Raw genomic sequence first — 24,427 nt, forward strand, 5'->3', positions numbered from 1 at the left:
GGCCGCGGGTGTATCGACGCCGCTTCTGCGCTAGGCTGGAGCCTTGGTCGGGCCGTGACCTGCCATTCGATGGGGCGTTGCCCCTGTCTAACATCTGCCCTTCAACTCTCTGAACGATAAGGAAACTCCCATGGCGCAAGTCACTCTCAAAGGCAATCCGGTGCAGGTCGACGGCCAACTGCCGCAGGCCGGTCAACAGGCGCCGGCGTTCAGCCTGGTCGCTGGCGACCTGAGCGACGTCACCCTGGCCAGCCTGGCCGGCAAGCGCAAGGTGCTGAACATCTTCCCGAGCGTCGATACGCCGACCTGCGCCACCTCCGTGCGCACGTTCAACGCCGAAGCCAGCCAGCTGAACAACACTGTGGTGCTGTGCATCTCTGCCGACCTGCCGTTCGCCCAGGCGCGCTTCTGCGGCGCCGAAGGCCTGGAAAGCGTGGTCAACCTGTCCACCCTGCGTGGTGCCGACTTCCTCAAGAGCTACGGTGTGGCGATTGCCAGCGGCCCGCTGACCGGCCTGGCCGCGCGTGCCGTGGTGGTGCTGGACGAGCAGGACAAGGTGCTGCATAGCGAGCTGGTTGGCGAAATCGCCCACGAGCCGGACTACGCCGCGGCCCTGGCCGTACTCAAGTAAGATTCAGGAAACACCGAACGGCCTGCCATGCAGGCCGTTTTCATTTGTCGGCGCAAAAAGCCGCGTGCGGCTTCAGAAGCCGCAGACCAGAGCGTCTCGTTCAGGCCCCGCGATAAACAGTGGTTACGTAAGAAGAGAGTAAAAAGCCGGTAAATAGGCTTTGCTTGCAGCCGACCAGTGCTTATCGTTCCGACTCCTAAAAGAAGTGATCCGTTTCCTGCCATGTCCAGCACCTCCTCGAATGCCTCCCGCACCTCCCGCCAATGGCTGATCGGCCTGACGCTGCTCGCCGTGCTGCTACTCCTGCTGTGGTGGTTCTGGCCAAGTCAGCCGCAGTCCCAACAGATGGGCCGTGGCCGCTTCGGTGACATGGGGCCGGTGCCGGTGCGTGTGGCCGAAGTGGTGCAGGGCGAGTTCGCCATCGAGCTCAAGGCACTGGGCACGGTGACCGCCTACAACACGGTCAATGTGCGCTCGCGGGTCGACGGCGAGCTGGTCAAGGTATTGTTCGAAGAGGGGCAGCAGGTCAAGGCCGGCGATCTGCTCGCGGTGATCGACCCGCGTTCCTATCAGGTCGCGCTGCAGCAGGCGCAGGGCGCGCTGCAGGAGAATCAGGCGCAACTGAAGAACGCCGAACTGGATCTGCAGCGCTACAAGGGGCTGTACGCCGAAGACAGCATCGCCAAGCAGACCCTCGACACCCAGCAGGCACTGGTCAATCAGTACCGCGGCAGCCTGCAGAGCAACCAGGCGGACGTCGCCACGGCCAGGCTCAACCTCGACTTCACCCAGATTCGCGCTCCCATCGCCGGGCGCCTCGGCCTGCGCCAACTGGATATCGGCAACCTGGTCAGCAGCGGCGACACCACGCCGCTGGTGGTGATCACCCAGGCCGATCCGATTTCGGTGATTTTCACCATCCCCGAGGGCGACCTGCCTGCGGTGCTGCAGCGCAGGCGCGACGGCGCGACCCTGGCGGTCGAAGCCTGGGATCGCGGCGAGCGCCTGAAGCTGGCCGAGGGCGTACTGGAGAGTCTGGACAACCAGATCGACACCGCCACCGGTACGGTCAAGCTCAAGGCGCGCTTCGACAACGCCGAGCAGATGCTCTTCCCCAACCAGTTCGTCAACGTGCGCCTGCGCGTGGATACCCGCGAGGCGGCCACCATCATTCCGTCGGCTGCAGTGCAGTTCGGTACCCGCGGCACCTTCGTCTATGCGGTAGACGGCGACAACAAGGTGAGCATCCGTCCCGTCAGCATCATTGCCAGCGATGCCGAGCGCAGCATGGTTGCCGACGGCGTTCAGCCCGGCGAGCGGCTGGTGCTGGAGGGCACCGATCGCCTGCGTGACGGCAGTGAAGTGCAGGTAGTCGATCCGCAGGCGGCGCAGACGAGCGAGGCTGGAGAACAGGGCGAGTCGGGCCGCGCTGGCGCACGGAACGACGCATGAACATCTCGCGCCCGTTCATCCTGCGGCCGGTCGCCACCACGCTGTTGATGGTGGCGATCTTCCTCAGCGGCCTGATCGCCTATCGCCTGCTGCCGGTGTCGGCGCTGCCGGAAGTCGACTATCCGACCATCCGCGTGCTGACCCTGTACCCAGGCGCCAGCCCGGATGTGATGACCAGCGCCGTGACGGCGCCGCTGGAGCGCCAGTTCGGGCAGATGGCGGGGCTCAAGCAGATGTCCTCGACCAGCTCCGGTGGCGCCTCGGTGATCACCCTGCGCTTCAACCTGGATGTTTCCCTGGCGGTGGCCGAGCAGGAGGTGCAGGCGGCGATCAACGCGGCGAGCAACCTGCTACCGGGCGATCTGCCGGCACCGCCGGTGTACAACAAGGTCAACCCGGCCGACACGCCAGTGCTGACCCTGGCGGTGAGTTCAAAGACGCTGCCGCTGCCGCAGGTCAATGATCTGGTCGATACCCGCCTGGCGCAGAAGCTCGCGCAAACCAGTGGCGTCGGCCTGGTGACCCTGGCCGGCGGGCAGCGTCCGGCGGTGCGCATTCGCGTCAACCCCGAGGCGCTGGCGTCCTATGGCCTGAGCCTGGCCGACGTGCGCAGCCTGATCACCGCCAGCAACGTCAACCAGCCCAAGGGCAACTTCGATGGGCCGACACGCGTTTCCCAGCTCGATGCCAACGACCAGCTGAAATCCGTCGACGAATACCGCGAGCTGATCCTCAGTTATGAGAACGGCGCCGCGCTGCGTCTGAAGGACGTCGCTGAGATCATCGATGGCGCCGAGAACGAGCGCCTGGCCGCCTGGGCCAACCGCAATCAGGCGGTGCTGGTCAACGTGCAGCGCCAGCCGGGTGCCAACGTGATCGATGTGGTCGACCGTATCCAGACCCTGCTGCCACACCTGACCGAGGGCCTGCCGGCCAGCGTCGAGGTCAAGGTGCTTACCGACCGCACGCAGACCATCCGCGCCGCTGTGCGCGACGTGCAGCACGAGTTGCTGCTGGCCATCGCCCTGGTGGTGATGGTGACCTTCCTGTTCCTGCGCAAGCTATCGGCGACCGTCATCCCGTCGATCGTCGTACCGCTGTCGCTGATCGGCACCTTCGGCGTGATGTACCTGGCCGGCTTCACCATCAACAACCTGACACTGATGGCGCTGACCATCGCCACCGGTTTCGTGGTCGACGACGCCATCGTCATGCTGGAGAACATCGCGCGCCATCTGGAGGAGGGCGAAACACCCCTCAATGCCGCGCTCAAGGGCGCCCGGCAGATCGGCTTCACCCTGGTTTCGCTGACCTTGTCGCTGATCGCCGTACTGATTCCGCTACTATTCATGGCCGATGTGGTGGGCCGCTTGTTTCGCGAGTTCGCCATCACCCTGGCGGTGGCCATCATGATCTCCCTGGTGGTGTCGCTGACCCTGACGCCGATGATGTGCGCGCGCCTGCTCAAGGCGGAGAAAGCGGAGAACGAAGGGCGCTTCTATCAGGCTGCCGGTGGCGTCATCGATGCCATGATCGAGCGCTACGGCGTCTGGCTACAGTGGGTGCTCAAGCATCAGCCGCTGACGCTGCTGGTGGCCATCGCGACGCTGGGCTTGACCGTGCTGCTGTACCTGGTCGTGCCAAAGGGCTTCTTCCCGGTGCAGGACACCGGGGTGATCCAGGGCATTTCCGAGGCGCCTCAGTCGATTTCCTTTGCCGCCATGAGCGAACGCCAGCAGCGTCTGGCTGATGTGATCCTGCGTGATCCGGCGGTGGCCAGCCTGTCCTCGTCGATAGGCGTGGATGGCGATAACCCGACGCTCAACAGTGGCCGCCTGCTGATCAACCTGAAGACTCATGCCGAACGCGATGTCACCGCCAGTGAGGTGATCGAACGGCTGCGCCCGGAGCTGGCGAAGATTCCCGGTATCGAGCTGTTCATGCAGCCGGTGCAGGACCTGACCATCGAGGATCGCATCAGCCGCACCCAGTTCCAGTTCACCCTGGAGTCGCCTGACAGCCAACTGCTGGAAGACTGGACGCCGCGCCTGGTCGAGGCACTGCGCGAACAGCCCGAGCTGACCGATGTGGCCAGCGACCTGCAGAACCGTGGTCTGCAGGTGTACCTGGATATCGACCGCGACGCTGCCGCGCGCCTGGGCATCAGCGTCGGCAATATCGACGACGCGCTGTATGACGCCTTCGGCCAGCGCCAGATCAGCACCATCTACACCCAGGCCAGCCAGTACCGCGTGGTGCTGGAAAGCCGCGATGGCGGGCATATCGGCCTGGCCGCGCTGCGCCAGATCCACGTCGCTACCGGCGAAGGCCAGCAGGTGCCGCTGTCATCCCTGGCGCACATCGAGGAGCGTCCGGCCAGCCTGCTGATCAACCACATCGGCCAATTCCCGGCAGTGACCCTGTCGTTCAACCTGGCGCCGGGCGTGTCGCTGGGCGAGGCGGTTGAGGTGATCGAGCGGGTGGAGCAGGAAATCGGCCTGCCGCTGTCCATCAACACCCAGTTCCAGGGCGCTGCCGAGGCCTTCCGTGCCTCGCTGTCGTCGACCCTGCTGCTGATCCTGGCTGCCATCGTCACCATGTACATCGTGCTCGGCGTGCTCTACGAGAGCTATATCCACCCGATCACCATCCTCTCCACGCTGCCATCGGCGGGTGTCGGCGCACTCCTGGCGCTGCTGCTGACGGGCAACGACCTGGGCCTGATCGCCATCATCGGCATCATCCTGCTGATCGGCATCGTCAAGAAGAACGCGATCATGATGATCGACTTCGCCCTGGAGGCCGAGCGCAACCAGGGCATGGCGCCCGAGCCGGCGATCTACCAGGCGGCGTTGCTGCGTTTCCGGCCGATCCTGATGACCACCCTGGCGGCGTTGTTCGGGGCCATTCCGCTGATGCTCGCGTCGGGCTCCGGCGCCGAGCTGCGTCAGCCATTGGGGCTGGTGATGGTCGGCGGTCTGCTGGTCAGCCAGGTGCTGACGCTGTTCACCACGCCGGTGATCTACCTGTACTTCGATCGCCTGTCGCGGCGGGCGACGGGACGTAGCGCGGCAGGGGTGGCGGTATGAACGGCAATTACCGTGTAGGAGCGAACTTGTTCGCGATCCTTCCAGACCGTTTCGCGAATAAATTCGCTCCCACAGAGGGCGCGGCGTGAACCTCTCCGCCCCCTTTATCCGCCGGCCAGTGGCGACGCTGCTGCTGAGCCTGGCGATCATGCTGCTGGGCGGCGTCAGCTTCGGCCTGCTGCCGGTGTCGCCGTTGCCGAACATGGACTTTCCGGTGATCACCGTGCAGGCCAACCTGCCGGGTGCCAGTCCACAGATCATGGCGTCGACGGTGGCCACGCCGCTGGAGCGCTCGCTGGGCAGCATCGCCGGCGTCAACCAGATGAACAGCAGCAGTAGCCAGGGCAGCACGCGGATCATGGTCGAGTTCGATCTCGACAAGGACATCAACACCGCGGCCCGCGAGGTGCAGGCGGCGATCAATGCCGCGCGCGAGCTGTTGCCCAGCGGCATGCGCACCATGCCCAGCTACCGCAAGATCAACCCCTCGCAAGCGCCGATCATGGTCATCTCGCTGACCAGCGATACCCTGAACAAGGGCCAGCTGTACGACGTGGCCTCGACCATCCTGGCGCAGAAGCTGTCGCAGGTCACCGGCGTGGGCGAGGTGCAGGTCGGCGGCAGTTCGCTGCCAGCGGTGCGGGTGGCGCTGGAGCCGCGTCTGCTCGACCAGTACGGCATCGCCCTGGACGAAGTGCGCCAGGCCATCGCCGCCAGCAATGCGCTGAAACCCAAGGGCGCAGTGGAAGACCCGCAGCGCCGCTGGCAGGTGCAGGCCAGCGACCAGTTGGCCAAGGCCGCCGACTATATGCCGATGATCATTCGCTACCAGGACGGCGCCGCCGTGCGCCTGGGCGATGTGGCGACCGTGACCGATGGCGTCGAGAATCGCTACAACAGCGGTTTCTACAACGATAAAGAGGCGGTGCTGCTGGTGATCAACCGCCAGAGCGGGGCGAATATCCTGCAGACCATCCGCGACATTCGCGCCGAGCTGCCGGCTTTGCGCGAGGTGATGCCAGCCAGCGTCAAGCTGGAGGTGGCCATGGATCGCTCGCCCGTGATCCGCGCCACCCTGCATGAAGCCGAGCAGACCCTGCTGATCGCCGTGGGCCTGGTGATTCTGGTGGTGCTGGCCTTCCTCGGCCGCTGGCGTGCGGCGCTGATTCCGGCGCTGGCGGTGCCGGTGTCGCTGATCGGCAGTTTCGCCGCTATGTATCTGCTGGGCTTCTCGCTGAACAATCTGTCGCTGATGGCGCTGATCATCGCCACCGGCCTGGTGGTGGACGACGCCATCGTGGTGCTGGAGAACATTTCGCGGCACATCCGCAATGGTGAGCCTCCGTTGGAGGCAGCGCTCAAAGGCACACGCGAAGTGGGCTTCACCCTGCTGTCGATGAACCTTTCGCTGGTCGCGGTGTTCATCTCCATCCTGTTCATGGGTGGCATCATCGAGCGCCTGTTCCGCGAGTTCTCCCTGACTTTGGCAGTGGCGGTGGTGATATCCCTGCTGGTGTCGCTGACGCTGACGCCGATGCTCTGTGCGCGCTGGCTCAAGCCCGAGCAAGAGCAATCGCGCAGCCGCCTGCAGCAATGGGGCGATCACGTGCAGGAGCGGGTGCTGGCCGTCTACGCGCGCAGCCTGGATTGGGCGCTGCGTCATGCGTTGCTGATGCTGCTGAGTTTTCTCGCCACCATCGCGCTGAATGTCTATCTATTCGTCAGCGTGCCGAAAACCTTCATGCCGCAGCAGGACACCGGCCAGTTGATCGGTTTCATCCGCGGCGACGACGGCATGTCGTTCCAGGTCATGCAGCCGAAGATGGAGATCTTCCGCAACGCGGTGCTGGCCGATCCTGCGGTGGAAAGCGTGGCCGGTTTCATCGGCGGCAGCGGGGGCATCAACAACGCCTTCATGATCGTGCGCCTCAAGCCCATTGCCCAGCGCAGCGACTCGGCACAGGACGTGATCAACCGCCTGCGCAACACGGTGCCCAAGGTGCCTGGCGGACGCATGTTCCTCATGCCGGACCAGGATCTGCAGATAGGCGGGCGCCAGGGGCGCAGCTCGGAAAACGAATACATGCTGCTGTCCGATGACCTCGATTCGTTACGCACCTGGCTGCCGAGGGTGCGCGAGGCGCTGCGCGCGCTGCCCGAACTGACCGGTATCGACGCGCGGGAAACCGAGGGCGCGCAGCAGATTCGCCTGGTAGTGGACCGCGAGACGGCACGCCGCCTGGGGGTGGACATGGACATGATCACCGCGGTGCTGAACAACGCCTTCAGCCAGCGCCAGGTCTCGACCATCTACCAGGCGCTGAACCAGTACAGCGTGGTGATGGAGATCAATCCCAGGTACGCGCAGCATCCCGAAGCGCTGGACCAGATCCAGTTGATCACCGACGATGGTGCGCGCGTGCCGCTTTCGGCCTTCGCCCGCTGGGAGCGCAGCCTGGAGAACGACCGGGTCAGCCACCAGGGCCAGTTCGCCGTGGAGAACATCGGCTTTTCCCTGGCCGAGGGCGTCAGCCTGGATCAGGCGACCCGGGCCATCGACGTGGCCATCGCCCAGCTCAACCTGCCGACCGAGGTGCAGGGCACGCTGGGTGGCACTGGCGCCGCCTTCCAGCAGACGCAGGACAACCAGCCGCTGATGATCCTGCTGGCGTTGGTGGTGGTGTACCTGGTGTTGGGCGTGCTCTACGAGAGTTACGTGCACCCGCTGACCATTCTTTCCACCTTGCCGTCTGCCGGGGTCGGTGCCTTGCTCGCGCTGCAGCTGGTAGGCATGGAATTCAGCCTGATCTCGCTGCTGGGCCTGTTCCTGCTGATCGGTATCGTCAAGAAGAACGCCATCCTCATGGTCGACCTGGCTCTGCAACTGGAACGCGGTGAGCGCCTGACCCCGCAGGAATCCATCCGTCAGGCCTGTCTGTTGCGTTTCCGCCCGATCATGATGACCACCCTGGCCGCGATTCTTGGCGCCTTGCCGCTGATGCTGGGCACCGCCGAAGGGTCGGAAATGCGTCAGCCGCTGGGCATCACCATCGTCGGTGGCCTGGTGCTGAGCCAGGTGCTGACGCTCTACACCACTCCGGTGATCTACCTCTACTTCGACCGCCTGCGTCATCGCGTCAACCGCTGGCGCGGCGTGCGCACCGATGCCTCGTTGGAAAATCCGCTATGAACCGAGCTCCTTTCGCCCGAACACTCGTCTCCCTGCTGCTGGCTGGCGTATTGGGGGGCTGCGCCCTGGGGCCGGACTATCAGCGGCCCGAGCTGACGGCGCCCGTGCAGTTCAAGCAGGTCGACGGCTGGAAGAGTGCGGCGCCGGCAGACGCGCTGGAGCGCGGCAACTGGTGGGCGCTGTATGGCGACGCCGAGCTCGATGCGCTGGTCGAGCGTCTGCATGTTTCCAACCAGAACCTGGCGGCTGCCGAGGCCCAGTACCGCCAGGCGCGCGCGCTGGTACGCAGTGCGCGGGCCAGCTTCTACCCGACGCTGTCCGGCAACGCCGGCGTGACCCGGGCCGGGCAGGGCGGTGGCGACAGCACCATCCGCACCGCCGATGGCGTCACCGTCAGCGGCTCGGGTGCATCGAGGATTTCCAAGAGCTACGACCTCAGCCTCAACGCAGCCTGGGAGCTGGATATCTGGGGCAAGCTGCGCCGCGGCCTTGAAGCCAGTCGCGCCGAATTCGATGCCAGCGCCGCCGATCTCGCCGCAGCGCGTCTGAGCCTGCAGAGCGAACTGGTGCAGAACTATCTGCAACTGCGCATCCTCGATGAGCAGAAACGCCTGCTGGACGCTACCGTGGCGGCTTATGCGCGCTCGCTGCGTCTGACCGAAAACCAGTACCGCGCCGGCATCGTGCCCAGGTCCGACGTGGCTCAGGCCACTACGCAGCTCAAGAGCACCCAGGCGCAGGCCATCGACCTGCAGTGGCAGCGCGCGCAACTCGAACATGCCATTGCCGTGCTGGTCGGGGTCAGCCCGGCAGAGCTTTCCATCGCACCGCGCGATAGCCTGCCGGCGCTGCCCGAAGTGCCCGTGGCGCTGCCTTCGCAGTTGCTCGAACGTCGTCCTGACGTTGCTGCCGCCGAACGTCGGGTGATGGCAGCCAACGCGCAGATCGGCATCGCCGAAGCGGCCTGGTTCCCCGATCTGACGATCTCGGCCACGGGTGGCTATCGCGGTAGCAGCTTCGCCGACTGGATCGAAGTGCCCAATCGTTTCTGGTCACTGGGCCCGCAACTGGCCTTGAACCTGTTCGACGGTGGCGCGCGGCGTGCGGAGCTGGAGCGCAGCGAAGCCGCCTACGATCAGACCGTGGCGCAATACCGTCAGGCCGTGCTGGACAGCTTCCGTGAGGTGGAGGATTACCTGGTGCAGCTGCGCGTGCTGGAGCAGGAGAGCGGCGTACAGCAGGAGGCGCTGGAGGCGGCGCGCGAGTCGCTGCGCCTGATCGAGAACCAGTACCGCGCCGGTACCGTCGATTTCAACAGCGTGGTCAACGTCCAGGCCACGGCGCTGAACAACGAGCGCAGCAACCTCACGCTGCTGGGCAGTCGCCTGACGGCCAGCGTGCAGCTGATTGCTGCGCTGGGTGGCGGCTGGCAGGTTGGGCAACTGCACGAGAGCGACGCTAGCCATGATCGGTAGGGCGATGCCTTGCCGGTCATATTCATAACCTGACCGGTGAGCTAAATTTTCCGCTAAGATTCGCAATCTAAATCTTAAGTGATCGCAACTGGCTATCAGGGATGTCGGGCGGATACGCCTTTCGGCCGTGCGTCTTTTTTGCGCAGAGTCCTCGATGCTGATTGGTAGTTACGATTCCGCCCTGGTTTTCCTCTCGCTGTGCGTGGCGATTCTCGCGTCTTACACCGCCCTCGACCTCGCGGGGCGTATCGCCAGTGCCAGTGGCAGGGCGCGCCTGTTATGGATCGGTGGCGGCTCGGTGGCCATGGGCATCGGCATCTGGTCCATGCATTTTGTGGGCATGCTCGCCTTCAGCCTGCCGATAGACCTTGGCTACGACCTCACCATTACCCTGTTGTCCCTTGCCATCGCCGTGCTCGCTTCGGGCTTCGCGCTGTGGCTGGTGAGTCAGCCACAGCTGCCTGCCTGGCATCTTGCGCTGGGCGCTTTGGCCATGGGGGGCGGCATCGGGGCCATGCATTACATCGGCATGGCGGCAATGCGCATGCAGCCGGGCATCGTCTATGACCCGTTGCTGTTCGCACTGTCTTTGCTGATCGCCGTCGCGGCCTCCGGAGCGGCCTTGTTCATCGCCTTCCGCTTGCGCCGCAGCGGGCGTCATATCCGCCTACTGCGTGCCGGGGCAGCTGTGATCATGGGGCTGGCCATCATCGGTATGCACTACACCGGTATGGCGGCGGCTAATTTTCCCGAGGGGAGTTTTTGTGGGGCCGCCTTCAGCGGCCTCGACAGCGCCTGGCTGGCCAGCCTGGTGATCGTCACCACCCTTGCTGTATTGACCATCGCATTGCTGACCTCGGTGCTCGATGCGCGCCTGGAGGTGCGTACGGAGCTGTTGAACAATTCGCTGGCCCAGGCCAATGCCGAACTGACCCAGCTGGCACTACACGATGCGCTGACCAAGCTTCCCAATCGCCTGCTGCTGGAAGACCGCATTGGCCAAAGCATCCTCCAGACACAGCGCAACGGTGGGTGCTTTGCCTTGCTGTTCATGGACCTGGACGGTTTCAAACCGGTCAACGATGCGTTCGGTCACCATGTTGGCGATCAGTTGCTGGTAGCCGTGGCTCAACGTCTGCGTGCTCATCTGCGCGCCAACGACAGCCTGGCGCGCATCGGTGGCGATGAGTTCGTGCTGCTGGCCGATCTCCGCCATCGAGAAGACGCGGCAAACCTTGCCAGCCATGTGGTGGGGCTGCTCAACCAGGCCTTCGATGTCGACGGCCATGAATTGCGGGTTTCCACCAGCGTGGGCATCGCGTTGTTCCCTGGGGACGGTCTCGACCAGCAGGAGCTATTGATCAATGCCGACGCGGCGATGTATCACGCCAAGAACCTTGGCAAGAATGGCTACAGCTTCTTCGAGAGTTCGATGAACACCAATGCGCGGCAACAATTGCAACTGCTGCAGGATCTGCGTGTCGCCCTCGAACGTGGTGAGCTGCGCTTGCACTACCAGCCCAAGTTCGCCAGCGACTCCGGCGGCATGCTCGGTGCCGAGGCCTTGTTGCGCTGGCAACACCCTACGCAGGGCATGCTGGCACCGGTACGCTTCATCGGTCTGGCGGAGAAGACCGGTCTGATCATTCCGATTGGCGACTGGGTGCTGGATGAAGCCTGTCGGCAGATGCGTTGTTGGTACGACCAGGGCCACCACCACTGGCGTGTGGCGGTGAATCTCTCTGCGCTGCAGTTCTGCCACGGCGAGTTGGTCGAAACCGTGCGCCGGACCCTGGCCAAACATGCGCTGCCGGCCAACTGCCTGACCCTGGAAATCACTGAAAGCACCGCCATGCATGACGTGGGCACCAGCCAGAAGATACTCGAACAGCTTGCCGAGATGGGCGTGGACATCGCCATTGACGACTTCGGTACCGGCTATTCCAGTCTGCTCTATCTCAAACGTTTGCCAGCCAACGAACTGAAGATCGACCGGGGCTTCGTGCGGGATCTGCAGCATGACGGCGACGATGCCGCCATCGTCTCCGCCATTGTCGCCCTGGGCCAAGCGCTGGACCTGCGCATCGTCGCCGAAGGCGTGGAAACGCCCGAGCAGCAGGCGTTTCTTACCGAACTCGGCTGCGATTCGCTGCAGGGCTTTTTGCTCGGCGTTCCACTGCCCGCCGAACAAATTGCCAGTTGAACGATATCTGGCGGATTTCCGCCATCAATCGCGCTGCTTGCGATTTACGGTTTGTGCGGCCTTGACCACGTCGCTACCGATCACCGATTCGAACTGTTGCCACACCGGGCGCATGGCGTCGCGCCAGGCTTCGCGCTCTTCGCTGCTGAGGGTTATCAGCTGGCTACGGCCTGACTCGATGATGCGCTGGCGGTCGGCCTGGTTGGCGGCTTCGGCCTGCTTGTTCACCGCGTAGGTGACTTCATCGATGATGGCTTCCAGCTCCACGCGCATCTGATGCGGGATGCCGTACCAGAAGCGTGAGTTGCTCACCAGCATGTAGTCCAGCACGCCATGGTTGGTTTCGCTGATGAAGGGCTGCACTTCGTGCAGTTTCTGACTGTAGATGTTCGACCAGGGATTTTCCGCGCCCTGCACCTGGCCGCTCTGCAGCGCCTTGAACACTTCCGCGAAGGGCAGTTTCTGGGTGCTGGCGCCGACCTGGCGGAATTGCGCCTCCAGCACCCCTGATGGCTGGATGCGGAAGCTCAGGCCGTTGGCGTCGCCGGGCGTATGCAGCGCGCGGGTCGCCGACAGCTGCTTCATGCCGTTGTGCCAATAGGCCAGGCCGACGATGTTGTGATCTTCCATCGAGCGCAGCAGCTGGCGGCCCTTGGAACGTTTCTGGAAGCGGTTGACCGCCTCGATGTCATCGAACAGGAAGGGCAGGTCGAACACCTGCAATTGCTTGGTGTACTGCTCGAACTTGGCCAGCGAGGGCGCCAGCAGCTGCACTTCGTTGTTGCGCAGCGCCTCGAGCTCGTTGGCGTCGCCGTAGAGGCTGGAGTTCGAGTAGACCTCGACCTTCACCTTGCCGCCCAGACGCTCTTCCACCAGTTGTTTGAACATCAACGCGCCTTGGCCCTTTGGGGTGCCATCGGCGACGACGTGGGAGAATTTGATCAGGATAGGTTCATCGGCCAGTGCCGTGGCGGCACCGAAAGAGGCTAACGCCAGGGCGCAAGCGGCCAGGGCGCGGACTGGATTGAACATACTGCTTCCTTTTCTTCTTATCGGTTGCGGTGCCTTGGCAGGCGCCTCGTGTTGGTCGCTCCGCTGTTCTGTCGGGGATAGGCAGCACCCCGGACAGCTCCGAGCTGGGTCTTGCATGGCAAGGGTTATGCCATTGTGGCGATTTTCCGCCAGCCTGCTTGGGTCGTTAAAAAGCATGTGATCTGGCGCACAGCGGGTGGCGGATAACCGCCATGTGCAGGCGGGCGGGGAGCGGAAAGTTGCCGGTGCGCAGGCGACTTGTCTTCGCCTGTTATTCTGTCTCCTCGTCTGAACGCAGGAGTGCCCGAATGAGTTGGTCCGCGCAGCAGTATTCTCTCTTCGAACGCCAGCGTACTCGCCCGGTGCATGACCTGCTGGCGGCGGTACCTCGCGATGGTATCGAACTGGCCGTCGATCTGGGCTGCGGCCCCGGCAATTCCACTGGCGTATTGCAGGCGCATGCGCCACAAGCGCGAGTGATCGGTATCGACAGCAGCGAAGACATGCTGCGCGCGGCGCGTGAGCGCCTGCCACAGGTCAGCTTCCAGCTGGCAGATATCCAGCACTGGCAGGCCGAGCGCGCGCCGCAGCTGATCCTGGCCAACGCCTCACTGCAATGGTTGCCCGATCACGCGCAGCTCTATCCGCGCTTGCTCGCGCAGTTGGCGCCCGGCGGCTGGTTGGCGATACAGACGCCGGACAACCTGCAGGAGCCGGCGCATCGGCTGGCCCGTGAAGTGGCGGCCGATGAGCCCTGGGCTGCACGTATCGGTCAGGTGCGTCATGCCGAGCGGCACAGTGCGCAGACCTATTACGACATCCTCGGCGCGCATGCCAGCGAGCTGGACATCTGGCGCACGACCTATTTCCATGTGCTGGACGATGCCGCGGCGGTGGTGGAGTGGTTCAAGTCCACGGCGCTATTGCCGTTCCTGCAACCGCTGGATGCTGAGCAGCAGGTGGCATTTCTGGCGCGTTACCAAGAGGCGATCGCCGAGGCCTATCCGGCGCAGGCTGATGGCCGGGTGTTGTTGCCGTTCCCGCGGTTGTTCCTGGTTGCTCGGCGCTAGCGCAGCAAGCTGTCGCGGCTAAAGCCCCTCCCACAGGTTTGTGGTGACTGGTGGGAGGGGCTTAGCCGCGATCCTTAAACGAAAAGCCCCGCATCTGCGGGGCTTTTCGTTCAGTGCGCCAGGGCAACCAGTCCGGCGTGTTGCACCAGTTCCAGCAACGGCTGAGGGTAAACGCCGATGATGAAGGCGAGCAGGGCGACCACCAGCAGCATGATGCCACCGGCGCGCTGGCCCCAGTCGAAGGGGGCGTCGTGGCGATGCATGTTGGGTTCGCGCATGAACAGGGTGACCATCACCCGCAGGTAATAGAACACGCCGATGGCGCTACCCAGCACCATGGCGCCGAGCAGCCACCACAGCTGCGCCTCGACACCGGCGGCGATCACGTAGAACTTGCCGATGAAGCCTGCCGTCAGCGGAATGCCGGCCAGCGACAGCATCATCACCGTAAGCACGGCGGTCAGGTAAGGGCGCCGCCAGAACAGGCCACGGTACTCGTACAGTGCATCGGCATCGCGGCCACTGTAGGGCGTGGACATCAGGGTGATCACGCCGAACGCACCCAAGCTGGTCAGCACGTAGGTGGCCAGGTAAACGCCCACCGCTTCCACGGCCAGGCCCTTGCTGGCGATCAGCGCCACCAGCAGGTAGCCGAAGTGGGCGATGGAGGAGTAACCCAGCAGGCGTTTGAGGTTGTTCTGCAGCAGGGCCAGCAGGTTGCCGAACAGGATCGAGGCAATGGCGATCAGGGTCAGCAGGTCGCTCAGCCAACCGCCGCTCATGGCCGGGGATATCTGGTACAGGCGCAGCAGCACGGCGAATACCGCCACCTTGCTGGCGGTGGCCAGGAAGGCCGCCACCGGTGCCGGCGCGCCTTCGTAGACGTCCGGTGTCCAAAGGTGGAAGGGCACCAGCGACAGCTTGAAGGCCAGGCCGATGAGCATCATGCCGATGCCGATCTGCACCAGTTGGCTGCTCTCGCGTGCCAGGCTGACACCCAGGTCGACGAACGCCAGGTTGCCGGACTCGGCGTACAGCAGCGCCATGCCAAATAGCAGGAAGGCCGAACCAGCGGCGGACAGCACCATGTACTTGATGCCGGCTTCCAGCGAGCGCTTGTTGAAGAAGGCGTAGGCGATCATCCCGTAGGTCGGCACCGACAGCAGCTCCAGGCCAATGAAAAGACCAGCCAGATGTTGCGCGCTGACCAGCACCAGACCGCCGGCAGCCGACAGCAGCACCAGCAGGTAGAGTTCCTCGCGGTTGCGTGGGTAACCCTTGCCCGACTCACCTCCCAGGTAGGCATGAATAAGCGTGATGCAGGCCAGGCTGGCGGCCAGCACCAGCGCCATGTAGTAGCAGGCGAAGTTGTCGATCAGCAGCAGCGGGGTGACTTCCAGTGGTGCCACGTCCAGCGTTGGAATGAGCGACAGCAGCGCCAGATTCAGGCCCGCGACCGAGAGGATGAAGGTCACCGTGTGATTACGCTTGGCGGCGATCGCCAGCATCACCACGACAGCGGTGAGGCTGGTCACCAGCAGCGGCAGCAGGGCGATCAGGTGTTGCAGGGTGAATTCGACAGCGTGATGTTCCATGAGTCTCTAATCCTTACCCTTACCGGCCCGAGGCGAGTTGATCGAGGGCGCCAGCCATCCACTGCTGTACGCCATGCATGCTGGCAGCAGAGGTATCGAGCACCGGTTGCGGGTAAACGCCAAGCAGAATCAGCAGCACGCCAAGGCCGAGCACCATGGCCAGCTCGCGAGCTTTCAGGCCCGGCAGCGGCGCTTCCTGTTGCACCGGGCCGAAGTAGGCGCGGTGGATCATCGCCAGGGCGTACACCGAGCCGAGTACCAGGCCGCTGGCAGCCAGCACCACGACCCAGGGCGCGCTGGGGAAGCTACCGATCAGGATGAGGAATTCACCGACGAAGTTACCGGTGCCCGGCAGGCCCAGCGCGGCGGCGGCGAAGAACAGGCTGATGGCCGGCAGCCAAGGCATGCGCGCCCAGATCCCGCCCATCTGGCGCAGATCACGGGTGTGCACGCGCTCGTACAGCTGGCCGCACAGTATGAACAGCGCAGCAGCGGACAGGCCGTGGGCAACCATCTGTACCACTGCACCCTGCAGGGCGATCTGGCTGCCGGAATAGATGGCGATCAGCACGAAGCCCATGTGCGACACGCTGGAGTAGGCCACCAGGCGCTTGATGTCGGTCTGCGCGAACGACAGCAGTGCCCCGTAGATGATGGCGAATACGCCGAGCCACTGGGCGATGGGCGCGAATTCCGCCGAGGCATTGGGGAACAGCGGCAGGGCGAAGCGCAGCAGGCCGTAGGCGGCGGTCTTCAGCAGGATGCCGGCCAGGTCGACGGAGCCGGCGGTCGGTGCCTGGGCGTGGGCGTCCGGCAGCCAGGAGTGCACCGGCACCACCGGGAACTTCACCGCGAAGGCGACGAAGAAACCGAGCATCAGCAGGTATTCGGTGCCCGGCGCCAGTTCGGTCTTCAGCAGGTCGGCGTAGTTGAAGGTCAGCACGCCGGTCTGGTTGAAGTGCACGAACACCAGGGCCAGGATCGACACCAGCATCACAAGGCCGCTGGCCTGGGTGAAGATGAAGAACTTGGTGGCGGCGGTGATGCGGGTGCGGCCGTCGCTGCCGCTATGACCCCAGAGCGCGATGAGAAAATACATCGGCACCAGCATCATTTCCCAGAAGAAGAAGAACAGGAACAGGTCGACGGCGAGGAACACGCCGACCACGCCGCCGAGAATCCACATCAGGTTGAGGTGGAAGAAGCCGACGCGGTGCTGGATCTCGTTCCACGAGCAGAGCACCGAGAGCACGCCGAGCAGGCCGGTGAGCACCACCATCAGCACCGACAGGCCGTCCATCGCCAGGTGGATGGTGATGCCCATGCGCGGGATCCAGTCGATGACGAACTCGTGGGCCCAGCGCGGGCCGCCGTCCGGCGCCGGCGCCAGGGTGAAGTCACCGCTGACCCACAGCCACAGGCTCAGGCCGAACAGCAGGCCCATGGTGAGCAGGGCGATCCAGCGCGGCAGAACGTGGCCGAAGCGCTCGCCTTGCCAGCACAGCAGGCCACCGATGAAGGGGATCAGGATTAGCCAGGGCAGAATCATGACAGGCTGTTTTCCTTAACTCAAAAATAGGATGGCGGCGAGCACCAGCACGGCGCCCCCGGCGATCGAAGCGGCGTACCAGCGCACCTGGCCGTTCTCGCTGCGCACCAGTGCGGCGTTGCCACCGCGCGCAAGCAGCGGAATCAGGCCGATGCTGCGGTCGATGGGGTCGCGGCGCAGCAGGTGGCAGAGCGCAAGGTAGGGGCGCACGAACAACTTGTCGTAGAGCCAGTCGAAGCCCCAGGCAGCGAACCACAGGGCGCTCAGCAGGCGACCCGGCGCGCTCTGCGCCACGGCGGATGCAACGCGGCGCTGGCCGAGGAAGAGCAGGGCGGCGATGACGATGCCGCTCACCGCGATCAGCCCCGACAGCAGTTCCAGGCTGTGCTTGGCCTCGCCACCGGCATGGCCGGCACTTTGCGGCAGCACACCGGCCAGCGGCGGGGTGATCCAGGCGCCGATGAAGGTGGACAGCACGATCAGCACCATTAGCGGCAGGTTGTGGGCAATGCCATGGCCTGCGTGTGCCTCGGTCTTCTGCTCGCTATGGAAGGCGATGAAGATCAGGCGGAAGGTGTAGATCGAGGTCAGGAAGGCACCGACCAGGCCGGCGTAGAGCAGCTCGCTGTGGCCGCTGGCGAAAGCTTCCCAAAGGATTTCGTCCTTGGAGTAGAAGCCGGCGGTCAGCAGCGGCAGGGCGGCCAGCGCCGCACCACCGACGACGAAACTGGCGTAGGCCAGTGGCAGCTTCTTCCACAGCCCGCCCATCTTGAAGATGTTCTGCTCGTGGTGGCAGGCGTGGATCACTGCACCGGAGGCGAGGAACAGCAGGGCCTTGAAGAAGGCGTGGGTCATCAGGTGGAAGATCGCCGCATCCCAGGCGCCAACGCCCAGCGCCAGGAACATGTAGCCGATCTGGCTCATGGTCGAATAGGCGAGGATGCGCTTGATGTCGGTCTGCACCAGCGCGGCGAAGCCGGCCAGCACCAGGGTCACGCCGCCGACGATGCCGACCAGTTCGAGAATCTCCGGGGTCAGCAGGAACAGGCCGTGGGTACGGGCGATCAGGTACACGCCGGCGGTGACCATGGTCGCCGCGTGGATCAGCGCCGACACCGGGGTCGGGCCGGCCATGGCGTCGGCCAGCCAGGTCTGCAGCGGCAACTGGGCGGACTTGCCCACCGCGCCGCCCAGCAGCATCAGCGTGGCGAGCCACAGCCAGGCGTCGCCGGCCGCGTACTGCTGCGGCGCCAGCACCATCAGCTCCTGGATGTTCAGGGTGCCGAGATTGATGAACAGCAAGAACATGCCGATCATCAGGAACACGTCGCCGACGCGGGTGACGATGAACGCCTTGAGCGCCGCGTTACCGTTGGGCACGTGCTTGTAGTAGAAGCCGATCAGCAGGTACGAGCACAGGCCCACGCCTTCCCAGCCGAAGAACAGCACCAGCAGGTTGTCGCCGAGAACCAGCAGCAACATGCTGAAGATGAACAGGTTGGTGTAGGCGAAGAAGCGCGAATAGCCTTCTTCACCGCGCATGTACCAGCTGGCGAACAGGTGGATCAGGAAACCCACGCCGGTGACCACGCCGAGCATGGTTGCCGACAGGCCGTCCAGATGCAGGGTGAAGCTCGGCGCCAGGCCTTCGACATTCATCCACTGCCACAGGGTCAGGCTGTAGGCGCCGCCGGCCGGCGGATTGCCGAGAAACGCGGCGATTACCCAGGCGGCGCTGGCGGCGGCCAGGCCGATGGAGCCCACACCGATCAGCGCACTGGTGTTTTCCGAGAAGCGTCCGCGCGAGAAGGCCAGCAGCAGCCAGCCGAGCAGCGGGAAGAATAGAGTCAGGGCTAGAAGGTTCATCTGCGCATCTCGCTGGCAGCGTCGATATCCAGAGTGTTGAAGCGGCGATACAGCTGCAGCAGGATCGCCAGGCCGATACTGGCCTCCGCGGCTGCCAGGGTGATCACCAGAATGAACATCACCTGGCCGTCAGCCGCGCCCCAGCGGGCACCGGCAACGACGAAGGCGAGCGCGGCGGCATTCATCATCACTTCCAGGCTCATCAGGATGAACAGGATGTTGCGCCGCACCATCAGACCGACCAGGCCGATGCAGAACAGCACGCCGGCCAGAGCCAGGCCGTGCTCGAGTGGAATGCCGGTCATGCGTTTGGCTCCTTGGCGTCGTGGCGGCCCAGGTGGTAGGCGGCGACCAGCGCGGCGAGCAGCAGCATGGAAGCCAGCTCCACCGCCAGCAGATAAGGGCCGAACAGGCTGATGCCGACGGCCTTGGCCTCGACCGTGGTGTGGCCGATATGGGCGTTGCTGACGTGGTTGAGCAGCACATAGAGCAACTGGCCGAGCAGCAGGGCGCTGAGAATCGCCGGGCCAACCCAGATGCCGGGTGTCATCCACTTGCGCTCCTGCTCGGCGGCAGCCGGGCCGAGGTTGAGCATCATCACCACGAAGACGAACAGCACCATGATGGCGCCGGCATAGACGATGATTTCCAGCGCGCCGGCAAAGGGGGCGCCGAGGGCGAAGAACACCATCGACACCGCCAGTAGCGAGACGATGAGATAGAGCAGGGCATGCACCGGGTTGGTGTTGGTGACCACTCCGACCGTCGATGCCACCGCCACGCCGGCGGCGAAGTAGAACGCGAATTCCATCAGAAACTCCTCACTCCGCTCGCCTCATGAGAAGCAGCGGCATATCTCGGGATATGACGCCAAAGCCGTAGGAGCGAGCTCTGCTCGCGAAGCGTTTGGCGTTGTCTGCGTTCGCGAGCAGAGCTCGCTCCTACAGGGCGGGAAAACCCATGACCCTGGCTCATGGCAACAGCCCCTTGACGTTGATCGGCTCGGCCTCGTTCTGCGCGGCGCCCTTGGGCTTGCCGGCGATGGCCATACCGGCAACGCGGTAGAAGTTGTAGTCCGGGTTCTTGCCGGGGCCGCTGATCAGCAGGTCTTCCTTCTCGTACACCAGATCCTGACGCTTGAACTCGCCCATCTCGAAATCGGGCGTGAGCTGGATCGCAGTGGTCGGGCAGGCTTCCTCGCACAGGCCGCAGAAGATGCAGCGCGAGAAGTTGATGCGGAAGAACTCCGGGTGCCAGCGCCCGTCATCGGTCTCGGCCTTCTGCAGCGAGATGCAGCCCACCGGGCAGGCCACGGCGCAAAGGTTGCAGGCGACGCAGCGTTCCTCGCCGTCGGGGTCGCGGGTCAGGACGATGCGGCCACGGTAGCGCGGCGGCAGGTAGACCGGCTCTTCCGGGTATTGCAGGGTGTCGCGTTTGCGAAAGCCATGGCTGAAGACCATGGCTAGGCTGCGCAGTTGGGTGCCGGTACCGACCAGCACGTCCCAGATGTACTTGAACATTGCTTTTCTCCTTACTGGGCCGTGGCCAGCACGACGGCGCCGGTCACCAGTAGGTTGATCAGGGTCAGCGGCAGGCAGAACTTCCAGCTGAAGGCCATGACCTGGTCATAGCGCGGGCGTGGGATCGACGCGCGCAGCAGGATGAAGATCATGATGAAGAAGGCCGTTTTCAGCGCGAACCAGAAGAACGGAATCTGCGGCAGGATGCCGAACGGGCTGTGCCAGCCACCAAAGAACAGGGTTACCAGCAGCGCCGACACGGTGACGATGGCCACGTATTCGCCAACGAAGAACATGCCCCATTTCATCCCGGCGTATTCGATGTGGTAACCATCGGCCAGCTCCTGCTCGGCTTCCGGCTGGTCGAATGGGTGACGGTGAGTCACGGCGACGGCAGCGATGAAGAAGGTACAGAAGCCGAAGAACTGCGGAATGATGAACCACAGGTTCTGCGCCTGGTAATCGACGATGTCGCGCATGTTGAACGAGCCGACCTGCGCCACCACGCCCATCAGCGCCAGGGCCAGGAAAACCTCGTAGGACACCGTCTGCGCCGAAGCGCGCAGGGCACCGAGCAGGGCGAACTTGTTGTTGCTCGACCAGCCGGCGAACAGCACGGCATAGACCGACAAGCCGGCCATGGCGAAGAAGAACAGGATGCCGATGTTCAGATCCGCCACGCCCCAGGTCGGGGTGATGGGGATGATGGCGAAGGCCATCAGCATCGCCGAGAAGGCGATCATCGGTGCCAGGATGAATATGAACCTGTCGGCGAACGGCGGCGTCCAGTCCTCCTTGAAGAACATCTTGATCATGTCGGCGGCGATCTGAAACATGCCGAACGGCCCCACACGGTTGGGGCCGTAGCGATCCTGCCACCAGCCGAGCAGGCGGCGCTCGATGAAGCTCAGCAGCGCGCCGCAGACCACCACCACCAGCAGGATGACGATGGCCTTGAGTACCGCGATGACGATCTCGATCAGTTCGGGCGTCAACCAGCTCATTGCGCGGCCTCCTGCAGCAGGGTCACGCTGGCGCCGGCGACGGCTGCCGGAATACCTGGCAAGCCGACCGGCAGGCCGACCAGGCCAACGGCCAGATCATCACGCACCTGCAGCGGCAGGCGCAGTGCCTGACCGTTGACGCGCAGGGCCAGCAGCGCGCCGTCGTTCACGCCAAAGCGTGCCGCTTCATCGCGGGCCAGGGCCACGTAGGGCTCGGGCATGCGCTCCTGAATCGGTTTGGCGCGCGCGGAGTTTTCCTCGCTGCCGAACAGGTGGTGCAGCGGCGCCACCTGCCAGGTGCCGGCTGCCGGGTTGAACGCGGCGTTCACGGCGAACCACGGCAGGACGTTACCGGCGGCTTCGAGCAGGCGCACGCCGGGGTCGCCGGCACGCAGGTGACCACCGACCTCGTCCTGGAACTTGTTCCACGCCTGCGGCGAGTTCCAGCCCGGCGACCAGGCGAACGGAATCTGCTGCCGATCTTCCTTGCTGCCGGCGTAGCCTTCCATGGAGAAGGCGAAGGCGGTGTCCTGATCCTGCGGCTGACGCGGCTCGTGCACGCTGACATTGGCGCGCATGGCGGTACGACCACTGTAGCGGTGCGGCTCGCGGGCGAGCTTGAGCCCCTTGATGCGGAACGAGGCAATCGGCGCGGCGTCCTTGATGCCCGCCAGCAACGGATTACTGGCGGCGCAGGCCGCGGTGACCTGGTCCAGTTGCGTCCAGTCCACGGCCTTGCCCTGCAGGGTGCTGTGCAGCGCGTGCAGCCAGCGCCAGCCTTCGCGGATCAGAATGCCCGCGTCGTAGTAGCTCGGCTCATAGACCTGGAAGAAGCGCTGGGCGCGGCCTTCGAGGCTGACCAGGGTGCCGTCGCCTTCGGCGAAGCTGGCCGCCGGCAGCAGCAGATGGGCGCGTTCGCTGGTGGCGGTGCGCTGGTGATCGGCGACGATCACCGCTTGCGCGGCGCTGAGCGCGGCGTCGACCTTGGCCGCATCGGCGCGGCGGTACAGGTCGTTTTCCAGCACGATGACGGCATCGGTCTGGCCGTTGCTCAGAGCATCGAGTGCGGCATCGACGGACTCGCCGCCCTGCTCTTTATCCAGAAGAAGTGCCAGCCCCAGGCTGTTGGCCTCGGGTACCACCAGGCTCAGCGAGCCGTTCTTCTCGCGGTTCTTCAGCGCGCTGGCGATATTGGCGGCGGCTTCGATCACGGCCTTGTCGCCCAGGGAGGCGCCGGAAACGACCAGCGGGCGCTTGGCATTTATCAGGGCATCGGCGATGCGCTGCACCAGTTCGCCGGCTTCGGCGTCCAGGCCATCGACGGCCGGTGCGCTCGGGTCGATGGCGTGGGCCACGGCGAAACCGATACGGGCCAGGTCGGCCGGTGCGGCGTGCACGCACTGCTCGGCGATATCGTCGAGGCGGGTTTCCGCGACGCTGGCGATAAACAGCGGGTGCAGGGCGTGCTGGGCGACGTTCTGCACAGCCGCCATGTGCCAGTCCTGAATACGCGCACCGGCAGCGATTTCGGTGGCCTTGCCCTTGACCGCCTGGCGCAGGGCCAGGGCCATGCGTGCGGCGGTCTGGGTCAGGTCCTCGCCGAGGACGAAGATGGCGTCGTGCAGTTCGACATCGCGCAGGGTCGGCGTCGGCAGCGGGCCGTTTTGCAGGATGTCGCGGATCAGGCGGATATTGGCCAATTCGCTGGCGGCGATGCCGCTGTAAAAGTTGCTGGCGCCGACCAGTTCGCGCAGGGCGAAGTTGGATTCCAGGCTGGCGCGCGGCGAGCCAATGCCGATCACGCGCTTGCCCTTGAGCAGCTCGGCGGCCTTGTCCAGCGCGGCATCGATGCCGATGGCCTGGCCAGCCAGCAGCGGCTGACGCGGGCGATCCGCATTGTTGACGTAGCCATAGCCGAAGCGGCCACGGTCACAGAGGAAGTACTGGTTCACCGAGCCGTTGAAGCGGTTCTCGATACGTCGCAGCTCGCCGTAGCGCTCACCGGGGCTGATGTTGCAGCCGCTGGAGCAGCCGTGGCAGATGCTCGGGGCGAATTGCATGTCCCACTTGCGGTTGTAGCGCTCGGAGTGGGTCTTGTCGGTGAACACGCCGGTCGGGCAGACCTCCACCAGGTTGCCGGAAAACTCGCTTTCCAGCGTGCCGTCCTCGACACGGCCGAAGTACACGTTGTCATGCGCGCCATAGACGCCCAGGTCGGTGCCGCCGGCGTAATCCTTGTAATAGCGCACGCAGCGGTAGCAGGCGATGCAGCGGTTCATCTCGTGGGCGATGAAGGGGCCGAGTTCCTGGTTCTGGTGGGTACGCTTGGTGAAGCGATAGCGACGGGCGTTGTGGCCGGTCATCACCGTCATGTCCTGCAGGTGGCAGTGACCACCTTCCTCGCACACCGGGCAGTCGTGCGGGTGGTTGGTCATCAGCCATTCGACGACGCTAGCGCGGAACGCCTTGGATTCCTCGTCGTCGATGCTGATCCAGGTGTTGTCGGTGGCGGGCGTCATGCAGGACATGACGATGCGACCACGGGTGTCGTTCTCGTCGTTGTACTGCTTGACCGCGCACTGGCGGCAGGCGCCGACGCTGCCCAGCGCCGGATGCCAGCAGAAGTAGGGGATATCGAGTCCGAGGGACAGGCAGGCCTGCAGGAGGTTGTCTGCACCATCGACTTCGAAATCTTTGCCGTCTACGTGGATAGTGGCCATTTCTTTAAGTCTTCGTTTACCCGCTTCATAA

Annotated in this window: 16 protein-coding genes; 7 read left to right on the top strand and 9 right to left on the bottom strand. The window is 64.4% G+C overall.

What is annotated here, in order from left to right; genetic code table 11:
- Window positions 1–130: 130 nt before the first annotated feature.
- The 6 genes from tpx to P3C50_RS04155 all read left to right on the top strand — a co-directional run bounded on the left by tpx (window position 131) and on the right by P3C50_RS04155 (window position 12,040).
- A complete protein-coding gene (gene tpx, locus P3C50_RS04130; protein WP_197856494.1) occupies window positions 131–631 on the top strand; it encodes a thiol peroxidase in 501 nt (166 codons plus the stop codon).
- A gap of 222 nt (window positions 632–853) precedes the next feature.
- Complete coding sequence (locus P3C50_RS04135; protein WP_275544983.1) at window positions 854–2,083, top strand: MdtA/MuxA family multidrug efflux RND transporter periplasmic adaptor subunit; 1,230 nt, start codon at window positions 854–856, stop codon at window positions 2,081–2,083.
- Window positions 2,080–5,172, top strand: coding sequence for an MdtB/MuxB family multidrug efflux RND transporter permease subunit (locus P3C50_RS04140; RefSeq protein WP_275544984.1), 3,093 nt, complete (start codon window positions 2,080–2,082; stop codon window positions 5,170–5,172). The genes P3C50_RS04135 and P3C50_RS04140 overlap by 4 nt, the downstream gene beginning before the upstream one ends.
- Window positions 5,173–5,257: 85 nt before the next feature.
- On the top strand, window positions 5,258–8,362 hold the full coding sequence (locus P3C50_RS04145; protein WP_275544985.1) for a multidrug efflux RND transporter permease subunit: 3,105 nt from the start codon (window positions 5,258–5,260) through the stop codon (window positions 8,360–8,362).
- Window positions 8,359–9,837 (top strand): efflux transporter outer membrane subunit, encoded by a 1,479-nt coding sequence (locus tag P3C50_RS04150; RefSeq protein ID WP_275544986.1) that lies wholly within the window; start codon window positions 8,359–8,361, stop codon window positions 9,835–9,837. Before P3C50_RS04145 ends, P3C50_RS04150 begins: the two co-directional genes overlap by 4 nt.
- Before the next feature lie 154 nt (window positions 9,838–9,991).
- The gene (locus P3C50_RS04155) at window positions 9,992–12,040 is read left to right on the top strand and encodes a putative bifunctional diguanylate cyclase/phosphodiesterase (protein ID WP_275544987.1); all 2,049 of its coding nucleotides are present in this window, start codon (window positions 9,992–9,994) and stop codon (window positions 12,038–12,040) included.
- Window positions 12,041–12,064: 24 nt separating this feature from the next.
- Here P3C50_RS04155 and P3C50_RS04160 read toward each other — a convergent pair whose 3' ends face one another.
- Window positions 12,065–13,072, bottom strand: coding sequence for a TRAP transporter substrate-binding protein (locus tag P3C50_RS04160; protein ID WP_275544988.1), 1,008 nt, complete (start codon window positions 13,070–13,072; stop codon window positions 12,065–12,067).
- Window positions 13,073–13,380: 308 nt separating this feature from the next.
- Here P3C50_RS04160 and tam point away from each other — a divergent pair, with 308 nt between their 5' ends.
- Complete coding sequence (gene tam, locus P3C50_RS04165; protein ID WP_275544989.1) at window positions 13,381–14,142, top strand: trans-aconitate 2-methyltransferase; 762 nt, start codon at window positions 13,381–13,383, stop codon at window positions 14,140–14,142.
- 110 nt (window positions 14,143–14,252) lie between these two features.
- On the opposite strand, the gene nuoN is transcribed toward tam, so the two are convergent.
- The 8 genes from nuoN to nuoG form a co-directional block, all read right to left on the bottom strand.
- Window positions 14,253–15,737: an NADH-quinone oxidoreductase subunit NuoN gene (gene nuoN, locus P3C50_RS04170; protein ID WP_275544990.1), complete on the bottom strand. Its 1,485-nt coding sequence runs from the start codon at window positions 15,735–15,737 to the stop codon at window positions 14,253–14,255.
- 19 nt (window positions 15,738–15,756) lie between these two features.
- Window positions 15,757–17,286, bottom strand: coding sequence for an NADH-quinone oxidoreductase subunit M (nuoM, locus tag P3C50_RS04175; protein WP_275544991.1), 1,530 nt, complete (start codon window positions 17,284–17,286; stop codon window positions 15,757–15,759).
- Between the two features lie 15 nt (window positions 17,287–17,301).
- Window positions 17,302–19,152, bottom strand: coding sequence for an NADH-quinone oxidoreductase subunit L (gene nuoL / locus P3C50_RS04180; protein ID WP_275544992.1), 1,851 nt, complete (start codon window positions 19,150–19,152; stop codon window positions 17,302–17,304).
- Window positions 19,149–19,457: an NADH-quinone oxidoreductase subunit NuoK gene (nuoK, locus tag P3C50_RS04185; protein WP_275544993.1), complete on the bottom strand. Its 309-nt coding sequence runs from the start codon at window positions 19,455–19,457 to the stop codon at window positions 19,149–19,151. Before nuoK ends, nuoL begins: the two co-directional genes overlap by 4 nt.
- Window positions 19,454–19,963: an NADH-quinone oxidoreductase subunit J gene (gene nuoJ / locus P3C50_RS04190; RefSeq protein WP_275544994.1), complete on the bottom strand. Its 510-nt coding sequence runs from the start codon at window positions 19,961–19,963 to the stop codon at window positions 19,454–19,456. The genes nuoK and nuoJ overlap by 4 nt, the downstream gene beginning before the upstream one ends.
- Before the next feature lie 160 nt (window positions 19,964–20,123).
- Window positions 20,124–20,672 (bottom strand): NADH-quinone oxidoreductase subunit NuoI, encoded by a 549-nt coding sequence (gene nuoI, locus P3C50_RS04195; RefSeq protein WP_275544995.1) that lies wholly within the window; start codon window positions 20,670–20,672, stop codon window positions 20,124–20,126.
- 11 nt (window positions 20,673–20,683) lie between these two features.
- Window positions 20,684–21,676 carry an NADH-quinone oxidoreductase subunit NuoH gene (nuoH, locus tag P3C50_RS04200; protein ID WP_275544996.1) on the bottom strand — a complete coding sequence of 331 codons (993 nt, stop codon included), beginning with the start codon at window positions 21,674–21,676 and terminating at the stop codon, window positions 20,684–20,686.
- Window positions 21,673–24,396 carry an NADH-quinone oxidoreductase subunit NuoG gene (gene nuoG, locus P3C50_RS04205; protein ID WP_275544997.1) on the bottom strand — a complete coding sequence of 908 codons (2,724 nt, stop codon included), beginning with the start codon at window positions 24,394–24,396 and terminating at the stop codon, window positions 21,673–21,675. Before nuoG ends, nuoH begins: the two co-directional genes overlap by 4 nt.
- Window positions 24,397–24,427: the final 31 nt, after the last annotated feature.

The sequence above is a fragment of the Pseudomonas sp. Marseille-Q0931 genome, from assembly GCF_940789645.1.
Taxonomy (GTDB): Bacteria; Pseudomonadota; Gammaproteobacteria; order Pseudomonadales; family Pseudomonadaceae; genus Aquipseudomonas.

Bases quoted from the DNA above. Each gene is read 5' to 3' on its own strand.
- tpx (WP_197856494.1), top strand. From the start codon at position 131: ATGGCGCAAGTCACTCTCAAAGGCAATCCGGTGCAGGTCGACGGCCAA.
- P3C50_RS04135 (WP_275544983.1), top strand. From the start codon at position 854: ATGTCCAGCACCTCCTCGAATGCCTCCCGCACCTCCCGCCAATGGCTG.
- P3C50_RS04140 (WP_275544984.1), top strand. From the start codon at position 2,080: ATGAACATCTCGCGCCCGTTCATCCTGCGGCCGGTCGCCACCACGCTG.
- P3C50_RS04150 (WP_275544986.1), top strand. From the start codon at position 8,359: ATGAACCGAGCTCCTTTCGCCCGAACACTCGTCTCCCTGCTGCTGGCT.
- P3C50_RS04155 (WP_275544987.1), top strand. From the start codon at position 9,992: ATGCTGATTGGTAGTTACGATTCCGCCCTGGTTTTCCTCTCGCTGTGC.
- P3C50_RS04160 (WP_275544988.1), bottom strand. From the start codon at position 13,072: ATGTTCAATCCAGTCCGCGCCCTGGCCGCTTGCGCCCTGGCGTTAGCC.
- tam (WP_275544989.1), top strand. From the start codon at position 13,381: ATGAGTTGGTCCGCGCAGCAGTATTCTCTCTTCGAACGCCAGCGTACT.
- nuoN (WP_275544990.1), bottom strand. From the start codon at position 15,737: ATGGAACATCACGCTGTCGAATTCACCCTGCAACACCTGATCGCCCTG.
- nuoM (WP_275544991.1), bottom strand. From the start codon at position 17,286: ATGATTCTGCCCTGGCTAATCCTGATCCCCTTCATCGGTGGCCTGCTG.
- nuoL (WP_275544992.1), bottom strand. From the start codon at position 19,152: ATGAACCTTCTAGCCCTGACTCTATTCTTCCCGCTGCTCGGCTGGCTG.
- nuoK (WP_275544993.1), bottom strand. From the start codon at position 19,457: ATGACCGGCATTCCACTCGAGCACGGCCTGGCTCTGGCCGGCGTGCTG.
- nuoJ (WP_275544994.1), bottom strand. From the start codon at position 19,963: ATGGAATTCGCGTTCTACTTCGCCGCCGGCGTGGCGGTGGCATCGACG.
- nuoI (WP_275544995.1), bottom strand. From the start codon at position 20,672: ATGTTCAAGTACATCTGGGACGTGCTGGTCGGTACCGGCACCCAACTG.
- nuoH (WP_275544996.1), bottom strand. From the start codon at position 21,676: ATGAGCTGGTTGACGCCCGAACTGATCGAGATCGTCATCGCGGTACTC.
- nuoG (WP_275544997.1), bottom strand. From the start codon at position 24,396: ATGGCCACTATCCACGTAGACGGCAAAGATTTCGAAGTCGATGGTGCA.